Raw genomic sequence first — 8,458 nt, 5'->3', positions numbered from 1 at the left:
TCGGATCGATGGGTTTCGCTGCGCTCTACGCCATCCTACGGGCGTGCGAGTTCGTAGGATGGGTAGAGGTACGAAACCCATGCTGCCGGAGCGGCCGATGATCACGGTGTGTGATGGGGCTTCGGATCGATGGGTTTCGCTGCGCTCTACGCCATCCTGCGGGGCGTGCGAGTTCGTAGGATGGGTAGAGGTACGAAACCCATGCTGCCGGAGCGGCCGGTAATCACGGTGTGTGGTGGGGCTTCGGATCGATGGGTTTCGCTGCGCTCTACGCCATCCTGCGGGGCGTGCGGGCATGTCAGGCTGCTACAAGAGCAGCGGCAGGCAGGGGCAAGACGCCCGGGGAGGGCGGGCGCAGAGTGTTCGGGAACCTGCGGCTTCGACCGCACCGGCCGTGATGGCCGGATAACGATAAACAAGAACAATGCATTCGAGGGCCCTGACGATGTCGATCGACGCCAAGCTCACCGCACATTTGAATCGAGGTACGGTCGGTTTCCCCACCGCGCTGGCCAGCACCATCGGCCTGATCATGGCCAGCCCGGTGATCCTCACCGCCACCATGGGCTTCGGCATCGACGGCAGCGCCTTCGCCGTGGCCATGCTGATCGCCATGGTGATGATGCTCGCGCAATCCACCACCTTCGCCGAGGCGGCCTCGATCCTCCCGACCACCGGCTCGGTCTACGACTACATCGCCTGCGGCATGGGGCGCTTCTTCGCCATCACCGGGACCATCGCGGCGTACCTGATCGTCCATGTGTTCGCCGGCACGGCGGAAACCATCCTCGCCGGCGTCATGGCACTGGTTAACTTCGAGCACCTCAACACCCTGGCCGAATCGGCCGGCGGCTCCTGGCTGCTGGGCGTGGGCTTCGTCATCGTCTTCGGCATCCTCAACGGCTTCGGCGTCAGCGTGTTCGGCAAGGCCGAGGTGATCCTCACCTTCGGCATGTGGACGACGCTGATGGTGTTCGGCATCGCCGGCCTCATCGCCGCGCCCGCCGTGCAGCTGGACGGCTGGTTCGGCACCTCGCTGATCGGCACGGACCTGGTGACCATCCTCTCCCTGGTGGGCATGGCGATGTTCATGTTCGTCGGCTGCGAGTTCGTCACCCCGCTGGCGCCGGACCTGCGCAACTCCGCGCGCACCATGCCGCGCGCCATGGCCCTGGGCCTGTTCGGCGTGGCCTCCTGCATGTTCATCTACGGCGCGGCGATGAAGCGCCAGGTGGAGAACGTGCTGCTCGACGAGGCCACCGGCGTGCACCTGCTGGATACGCCCATGGCCATCCCGCAGTTCGCCCAGCAGGTGATGGGCGACATCGGCCCGATCTGGCTCGGTATCGGCTTCCTCTTCGCCGGCGCCGCCACCATCAACACCCTGATGGCCGGCGTGCCGCGCATCATGTACGGCATGGCCGTGGACGGCGCGCTGCCTAAGGTCTTCGCCTACCTGCACCCGCACTACAAGACGCCGCTGCTGTGCATCGCCGTGGCGGTGCTGATCCCGTGCCTGCACGCCGCATGGCTGGGTGGCAACACCGACAACATCTTCAACCTGGTGCTGGCCGCCGTCTGCGCCTGGAGCACGGCGTACCTGCTGGTGACCCTCTCGGTGGTGATCCTGCGCATCCGCCGCCCGGACCTGCCGCGTGCCTACAAGTCGCCGTTCTTCCCGCTGCCGCAGATCGTCTCCAGCGCCGGCATCCTGCTGGGCATGTGGTTCATCACCCCGCCGGGCATGAACCCCAGGGACATCTACGGCCCCTTCGCCGTGATGCTCGGCCTGACCGCGTCCTACGCGCTGTTCTGGACGGTGGTGGTGCAGAAGGTCAATCCGTTCCGCCCGGTACCGGTGGAGGAGGTGCTGGAGAAGGAATTCGCCGCCGAGCCGGGCATCCACGCCAGCGAGAGCTATGGCCATGCTTCTCGCGCTGCGTGAGTTCTTCGGCAACGGCCGCGCGCCCTCCGGCTACCGGCCGGGGGCGACCCTGGCCCTCGTGCGGCGCAACCTCGGCGGCCTCGCTTTCGAGGCGCTGGAGCCAGGCCGGGGGCGCTTCACCCTGGAGGGCGGGCTGAGCGTCGAGGCCCGCGAGCGCACCCAGTCGGAGCTGCTGATGCACCTGGTGCTCACCGAATTCGAACTGCGGGTGCCTTCCAGCGGGCAGGGCGTGGCGAAGCTGGAGCTGCGCCACACCGGCGCCATCCGCCGCCAGGGCCTGGCCTGCACCCGGCGCGCCGGGGAAGCGGCCGGGCTGGCTGGCGTGATCGCTGCGCTGGAGGGCGACGAGGCCTTGCGGGCCGCACTGATGCCGCTGGACTTCAAACGCCTGCGCATCGAGCGCGACGGCGGTCACTGGCAGGTGCTGCTGGAGCACATGGGCGCCAGCGAAGTGGTCAACCGCATGCCGGCGTTCCGTCGCTACATTCGCCTGGACGAGGCGCAACGGGCTCACCTGCTGAATGCGCTGCCAATACTGGCCCGGGTGCTGGCGGGGTTCTGAGCGGATTCAGGCCCCCGTCGCGGGGGCCTTCTTCATGCCCGGGATCAGCACCAGCTGGCGCAGGTCGGCGACCTTGAGGTCCAGGCTCTTGCCGCTGGGGGACAGCGCCAGTTCGCCGATGGCGTAGACGCGGAAGTAGTCGACTTCCTCCCTCAGCAAGCCGTCCAGGTAGCCCTTGAAGCGGTAGGCGTCCATCTGCTCCTTGGCGATGTAGAGGAACACCGGCTTGTTGTCGATGCGGTCGTAGAACTTCAGCTTGAAGCCGCTGCCGTAGCGGTCCACCAGCAGCGCGCCGCCCTGCAGCACCCGGTTGGCGTTGCCCGGCCTGGCGTACTTGATCGCCTTGAAGTACGCCCCGAGCGGCATCTCGCCTTCGCCCACCACGCGCAGGCGCATGGCCTTGAACTCCTCGTCGCTAAGCTCCAGCCGTGCCTGCCGGTAGCACTCCACCAGGCGCTCCAGGCTGTTGGTGCGCTGGTTGATCGACTTCCTCTCGGTGCGTGGCGCAGGGGCTTCCCGAGGCGGGTGGCCGGGCTTCTTCTCATCGGGCGCAGAGAGGGCGGCGGGTGCCTCGGTGGCCGGCCTGGCCCGCTCGACCGGGGGCTCGAAGACATCGATGTAGTCGTGCAGCTTGCGCCTGGCGTGGCGCTGCCGGGTGTCGCTCTCGGTCTCGCCGGGCAGCTTGCCCTCTGCGTCCTCGTCTTCCTCGCCGCTCATCCATTGGCAATCGGGCGCATGGGCCGAGTGCGGGTTCTCGCGAAAGTGCGCGGCCTTGTAGGTCTCGTTCGGCTGCTTGTCGTAGTTGGCGGCGGTGACCTTGGTGCCCAGTGCGCGGCAGGCCTCGCTGGAGCACAGGAAGTCGAAGCGGCTGCGCGGCTCGGGCTGGGAGAAGAACGCCCGCCGGGCTTCGGCGATGGACAGCACCTCGTCCAGCTGGACGCAGTAGGCACGGGTGATCGGGGCTTTGCTGGGCATCCGGGAACGTTTCCCTGGCTGGGGTCTTAAGCGCGATTATGCAGGCTGGCGCGATGGCGGCAAACGGGGGCTTGGAGTGGGCGGCGGGCGGGTGTTAGGTTCTCGGCGTGTCGTCATTCAACAAGGAGTGATTCATGGCATCGCACAAGATGAAGGGCCCCAGGACCGCCGGCTTCAAGCCGGGCATGGGCACCGCCCACCCGAAGAAGAGCCGGGGCGCCCGCAAGGAGCGCTCGGGCACCCAGGCCCTGGTGATCGCCGGCGGCATCGTATTGCTGGTCATCGTGCTGGCGGTGCTGGCCCGCTAAGGCGCGACAGGTTCACCAACGAAAGCCCCAGCCAGTGTGCCGGGGCTTTTGTTTTGGCTATCTCCGCGTTGGCTGTCGTGGTTCGCGGTGCTTGCCGGATGCCCATGAATTCCCTGCACCATCGCTGATGGGTTTCGCTTCGCTCTACGCCATCCTACGAAGGTGCCGCCACGTGCACGCTGAGTTGGCTCCCCGTAGGGGCGCTGCGTGCTCAGCCGGGAACCGAACAATGCACCTCTTCACGCCCCGTGGCCGAGGCGATGCGTATGGCATGCCCCACGCTTGAGCCGGGCATGCTGCCCATTGGCGAGGAGCGGCCGGCGTACTGCTCTGCTGGCACCGAAACTGCATCTTCAGAGGCCATCGAGTCCTTGTTGCGCTCGCATAGATAACATGTTAACAATCTCGCAACAAAAACAAGACAACTCCGGAGGTTCGTATGCGTGCTCAAGAAGCTCGTGGCGGTCTGGAAGACTGGCAGGCGGCGCTGCAGTCCATCTGTGGCAGGTTCGAGACCCGGCTGGCGACCAGCCGTTCGCTGTTCATCGGCGAGATCTCCTCGCAGTGCCATTCCGGCCTCACCATGGCGCACCTGCGCACCAATGCCGGGCTCATTTCCCGCGCTTCCCTCAAGGCCGACCGCGATGACGATCGCCACTGCTTCCTGATCAGCCAGCGCAGCGGTTTCTCCCGCGTGATGCAGGGCGGGGTGAGCATCGACCTGGCGCCTGGCGAACTGCTGCTGATGGATTCGGTGGGCGCCTGCGAGATCACCCCCTTCGGCCTCATCGACCACGCTTCCCTGCACCTGCCCCGGGTGGCGGTGGAGCGGGCGTTCAAGTCCAAGCAGGCCAAGTTCGGCAAGATCTCCTCCAGCCGCGCCAGCGGCAAGATGCTCCACCTGCTGATGGACCAGCTGTGCCGCGAGCAGGCCGCCTCGGATGACGCCGAAAGCGAGGCCCTGGAGAGTGCCTTCATCTCCCTGCTGGAGCCGGCGCTGGGCCAGGACTGCGCGCAAGCCGCATCGAGCGACTCGTTGCAGGGCGCCAACCTGCGCAGCTATGTGCAGAAGATCATCGACGAGTCGCTGTCCCAGCCCAACCTCACGCCCCTGGCCCTGGCCAATCGCCTGGACATCTCGGTGCGCCACCTGTACCGGCTGTTCGAGGAGGAGGGCGACAGCGTCTGCCGCTACATCCAGCGCTCACGCCTGAAGCGCAGCGCCGACGACCTGGCCAACCCCATCCTCAGGGGCGAGTCCATCACCTCGATCGCCTACAAATGGGGCTTCACCGACTCGGCGCACTTCAGCCGCTCGTTCAAGAAACACTTCGACCGCTCGCCCAAGGACTACCGCGCCGGTGCGTTGATGCAGGCGGCCGCCGGGTTCTGACGGCCGCCCCATCGGCTAGCCCAGCTGCGTGGCCAGGTGCTCCACCCGGTCACGCAGGAAGCCGGCGAAGGCCTCGCCCGGTTGCTGCAGCTGGATGAAGGCCAGCATCGGGTCCTCCACTGCTGTGCGCACCCCCGCCAGTTCCTCCATCACCGCCAGGCCGCAGAAGGGCACGTAGGCTTCCGCGTAGCCGCCCTCGTGCACCAGTACCAGGCGCCCACCGCAGAGCGCATCCGCCGCCTCGCGCAGCAGCGCCGTCATCGCCCGGAACGAGTCGCTATGCAGCAGCATGCGCGCCAGCGGGTCCACGGCATTGGCGTCGTAGCCGCAGGCCACCACGATCAGCTCCGGGCGGAAGCGCTGCAGCGCCGGCAGCACGATGCGGCGCATGGCCTGCAGGTAGGCGTCATGCCCGCTGCCGGCCGGCAGGGGGATGTTGATGTTGCTGCCCAGGCCCGCGCCGCGCCCGCGATCCTCCACACCGCTGTAGCCCGGCGGGTAGCAGTTCTCCTGGTGCAGCGAGAGGGTCAGCACCTCGCCGTCTTCCTCGTAGATCGACTGGGTGCCGTTGCCGTGGTGCACGTCCCAGTCGATCACAGCGACCCGGCGCAGGCCGTGTTGCACCCGGGCGGCCTCGATGGCGATGGGGATATTGGCGAGGAAACAGAACCCCATGGCCTGGTCGGCGAGGCAGTGGTGGCCCGGCGGGCGCGACAGCGAGTAGGCGTTGTCCGCCTCGCCACGCAGCACGCAGTCGACGGCGGCGATGGCCAGGCCGGCGGAGAGCCTGGCGATCTCGTAGCTGCCCGGGCCGATGGGCGCCTCGCTGCCCAGCTCGCCGCCACCGGCATCGCTCAGGGCCTTGAAGCGCTCCAGATAGCGCGCCGGGTGGACGCGCAGCAGGTCCTCGTGCGTGGCTGGCTCCGCGCCGCGTTGCAGCAGTTGGCGGGAGAGGCCGGAAACATCCAGCAGGCTCTTCAGCCGGCGCTTGGTCTCGGGGGATTCGGCGAAGCCCGTGGCGGCCGGCGGCTGCACCCAACCGCCCACCGGCAGGGTCAGGGCGTGCATGCCGGCGCTGTGCCAGAAGCAGAGTTCATCGGAAAAGAAGGCGGTACGGCGGCTCATGGTTGGACTCCGTTGTCGTCGAGGGAGGGGGTGGGTTCGCCGGCGCGCAGGCGGCTGGCGCTCAGGGCGGCGAAGGACAGCAGCAGGCAGGTGGCGCTGAGGAGCAGGACGCCGCGCATGCCGGCGCTGCTTTCCAGCAGCGGGCCGGCGATGGCCGGGCCCAGGGCGAGGCCGCCGCCGATCAGCAGGTTGGTGGTGTTCATCAGGCGGCCGTCACGGTCCAGGTCGGCCAGGCAGGCGAGGATGAACGGCAGGGCGAAGGTCCAGGTGTACTTGAACACCAGGGCGGCGGTGGCGAAGCGCGCGAGGCCGGGCTGGTCCAGCAGGAGCAGCACGGCGCCGGCCATCAGGCCGTAGCCGAGCAGCAGCATCGCCCCGCGCGGCCAGCGCCTGCCGATCAGTGCGGCACAGGCGGCACCGGCGATGCCCAGCAGGGTGGCGATGGCGAGGATACGCCCGCTGCTGGCCGGGTCGATGGCCGCGGCGCTGGCGATGCTGCCGATGAAGGTCCACACGCCGCTGAGCCCGACGTAGAACGCCAGCACCGCGAACAGCGCCAGCAGCGCGCGCCAGCCCAGGCCGCCGCGCTCCCTCACCGGCGCCCGGGTGGACGCGGCCATGGCCTGGAAGCTGCCGGCCAGCGGCAGGCACAGCAGCATCAGCAGGGCCAGGCCGAGGTACAGCGCCTGCAGGCCGAAACGCGCGAACAGCGGTGGCAGCAGCCACAGGCCGATGGCGCCGAGCACCAGCTGGCCCATGACCCACAGGCCATAGACGCGGTCCCGGTCCTGGCTCTGCGCCGCGCTGGCGATGCACAGCACCATCAGCGTGCCGCCGGCCAGGGCGCTGACCACGCGCAGGACCATCAGCGGGTGGAAGGCACTTACCCAGGCCGAGGCCAGGTTGGCGACGATGAACAGCAGGGCCGCGCCCCGCGCCACCAGGCGCCAGTCCAGGCGTGGCTGCCAGAGGTAGGCGGGCAGGGTGGCCAGGCTCATGGCGGCCAGTTCGGCGGAGAACAGCTGGCCGATCTGCGCCGGGCCGAGGCCGAGCTGGAGGGCGTACTGGGTGGCGATGGCCGGTGCCGCCATCAGCACGCAGGGGACGATGGCGGCGAACAGCACGATGGCCAGCAGGCGGGAGCGGGGCAGCCCCGCAGGAGTGGCGGTGGTCATGGCAGGGCCCTCAGAAGACATGGACGAAGCGCAGCAGCAGGTTGTCCTGCTCGAAGGCGTTCTCGGTGGCGACGTTGCGCGTCAGGCCCAGCAGCACCTGGTTGCGCGGGTCCAGCCAGTGGCCGACCTCGAAGCCGAGCTGGGTGTAGCGCTGGTGGGTGTCGTCGAGGGTGCGACCATTGAATTCCAGCTCGCCGCCGTCGGCGTGGATCAGGCGCAGGGCGCCGTAGGTGCTGGGGGTGAAGTCATAGGAGGCGAAGGCTTGCAGGCGGTAGAGCGGCTTCTGCTCCAGGTCCTGGCCGAAGTAGTCGTCGTTCTTGCCGTAGAGCTGGGCTTCGAGGTTGGCTTCCAGCATCCACTTCTCGCCCACGCCCTGGGTGTAGTTGTAGTTGAGGTGCAGGGCCCAGCGGTTGGCTCCCGGGGAGGCGTCCGGGTTGCGCCCGTGGTACTCGCCCACCGGCACCGTGAGCAGGGTCAGCAGGCCGCTGTAGGTGCGCGATTGCGGGTCGTTGATGAAGAACAGCGTGCCGCCCACCTGTGGGTCGCCCAGGCCGCGTTCGCTGCTGCGGCTGGCGGCACCGGGCGCGCGGATGTCGACGTCCACGTAGGGCACGATGAACTGCGGGGTGCACAGGGTGCCGCAGATGTCGGTGAAGATCAGCTGGCGCCAGGCGAAGGCGTTGGTCGCGAGGTCGGCCTTGCCGGTGGTGTCGCCCGCGCCGTGGTAGTCGTTGGCGCGGGTCAGCGGCAGGTAGCCGACGCCGAGCACCGTGCCCACCGGTGCGGAGACGAAGTCGCGGGCGTTGAGGTCGGCGGCCTGGGCACCGGTTGCGGCGAGCGCAACGGCGAGGGCGACGATCTGAGGGAGCAGGGGCGAATGGCGGCTGTGCATGTGCAGGTTTCCTCTGGCGGATGGTGAGTGCAGGCAAAGGCTCCCCGTCCCGCCTTCTTCAGGGCGGGTGGAGGGGTGCGGGG

8 protein-coding genes are annotated in these 8,458 nt (G+C 68.4%); 4 read left to right on the top strand and 4 right to left on the bottom strand.

Features of this window, described 5'->3' with window-relative positions; translation table 11 throughout:
* Positions 1 to 445: 445 nt before the first annotated feature.
* Together DMX10_RS28730 and DMX10_RS28725 are read left to right on the top strand one after the other, a co-directional pair.
* On the top strand, positions 446 to 1,945 hold the full coding sequence (locus DMX10_RS28730) for an APC family permease (protein ID WP_111264301.1): 1,500 nt from the start codon (positions 446 to 448) through the stop codon (positions 1,943 to 1,945).
* Complete coding sequence (locus DMX10_RS28725; protein ID WP_111264312.1) at positions 1,926 to 2,507, top strand: DUF3156 family protein; 582 nt, start codon at positions 1,926 to 1,928, stop codon at positions 2,505 to 2,507. Before DMX10_RS28730 ends, DMX10_RS28725 begins: the two co-directional genes overlap by 20 nt.
* A gap of 6 nt (positions 2,508 to 2,513) precedes the next feature.
* Here DMX10_RS28725 and DMX10_RS28720 read toward each other — a convergent pair whose 3' ends face one another.
* On the bottom strand, positions 2,514 to 3,482 hold the full coding sequence (locus DMX10_RS28720) for an ATPase (RefSeq protein ID WP_111264300.1): 969 nt from the start codon (positions 3,480 to 3,482) through the stop codon (positions 2,514 to 2,516).
* A gap of 134 nt (positions 3,483 to 3,616) precedes the next feature.
* Between DMX10_RS28720 and DMX10_RS32855 the strand changes: the two genes are divergently transcribed.
* Together DMX10_RS32855 and feaR are read left to right on the top strand one after the other, a co-directional pair.
* Positions 3,617 to 3,790: a hypothetical protein gene (locus tag DMX10_RS32855; RefSeq protein WP_158545635.1), complete on the top strand. Its 174-nt coding sequence runs from the start codon at positions 3,617 to 3,619 to the stop codon at positions 3,788 to 3,790.
* Positions 3,791 to 4,229: 439 nt separating this feature from the next.
* Entirely contained in the window at positions 4,230 to 5,183 is a 954-nt protein-coding gene (feaR, locus tag DMX10_RS28715) for a transcriptional regulator FeaR (RefSeq protein WP_111264299.1), read from the top strand.
* 15 nt (positions 5,184 to 5,198) lie between these two features.
* On the opposite strand, the gene DMX10_RS28710 is transcribed toward feaR, so the two are convergent.
* Genes DMX10_RS28710 through DMX10_RS28700 form a run of 3 tightly spaced genes read right to left on the bottom strand, consistent with a single transcriptional unit; the run spans position 5,199 to position 8,375 of the window.
* Positions 5,199 to 6,308 carry a class II histone deacetylase gene (locus DMX10_RS28710; RefSeq protein ID WP_111264298.1) on the bottom strand — a complete coding sequence of 370 codons (1,110 nt, stop codon included), beginning with the start codon at positions 6,306 to 6,308 and terminating at the stop codon, positions 5,199 to 5,201.
* A complete protein-coding gene (locus tag DMX10_RS28705) occupies positions 6,305 to 7,504 on the bottom strand; it encodes an MFS transporter (RefSeq protein ID WP_111264297.1) in 1,200 nt (399 codons plus the stop codon). Before DMX10_RS28705 ends, DMX10_RS28710 begins: the two co-directional genes overlap by 4 nt.
* On the bottom strand, positions 7,494 to 8,375 hold the full coding sequence (locus tag DMX10_RS28700) for a transporter (RefSeq protein ID WP_111264296.1): 882 nt from the start codon (positions 8,373 to 8,375) through the stop codon (positions 7,494 to 7,496). The genes DMX10_RS28705 and DMX10_RS28700 overlap by 11 nt, the downstream gene beginning before the upstream one ends.
* Between the last annotated feature and the right edge of the window lie 83 nt (positions 8,376 to 8,458).

The sequence above is a fragment of the Pseudomonas sp. 57B-090624 genome (genome assembly GCF_003234055.1).
Classification (GTDB): domain Bacteria; phylum Pseudomonadota; class Gammaproteobacteria; order Pseudomonadales; family Pseudomonadaceae; genus Metapseudomonas; species Metapseudomonas tohonis.
This window is presented reverse-complemented; position numbering and strand designations above follow the sequence as displayed.

Bases quoted from the DNA above. Each gene is read 5' to 3' on its own strand.
- DMX10_RS28730 (WP_111264301.1), top strand. From the start codon at position 446: ATGTCGATCGACGCCAAGCTCACCGCACATTTGAATCGAGGTACGGTC.
- DMX10_RS28725 (WP_111264312.1), top strand. From the start codon at position 1,926: ATGCTTCTCGCGCTGCGTGAGTTCTTCGGCAACGGCCGCGCGCCCTCC.
- DMX10_RS28720 (WP_111264300.1), bottom strand. From the start codon at position 3,482: ATGCCCAGCAAAGCCCCGATCACCCGTGCCTACTGCGTCCAGCTGGAC.
- DMX10_RS32855 (WP_158545635.1), top strand. From the start codon at position 3,617: ATGGCATCGCACAAGATGAAGGGCCCCAGGACCGCCGGCTTCAAGCCG.
- feaR (WP_111264299.1), top strand. From the start codon at position 4,230: ATGCGTGCTCAAGAAGCTCGTGGCGGTCTGGAAGACTGGCAGGCGGCG.
- DMX10_RS28710 (WP_111264298.1), bottom strand. From the start codon at position 6,308: ATGAGCCGCCGTACCGCCTTCTTTTCCGATGAACTCTGCTTCTGGCAC.
- DMX10_RS28705 (WP_111264297.1), bottom strand. From the start codon at position 7,504: ATGTCTTCTGAGGGCCCTGCCATGACCACCGCCACTCCTGCGGGGCTG.
- DMX10_RS28700 (WP_111264296.1), bottom strand. From the start codon at position 8,375: ATGCACAGCCGCCATTCGCCCCTGCTCCCTCAGATCGTCGCCCTCGCC.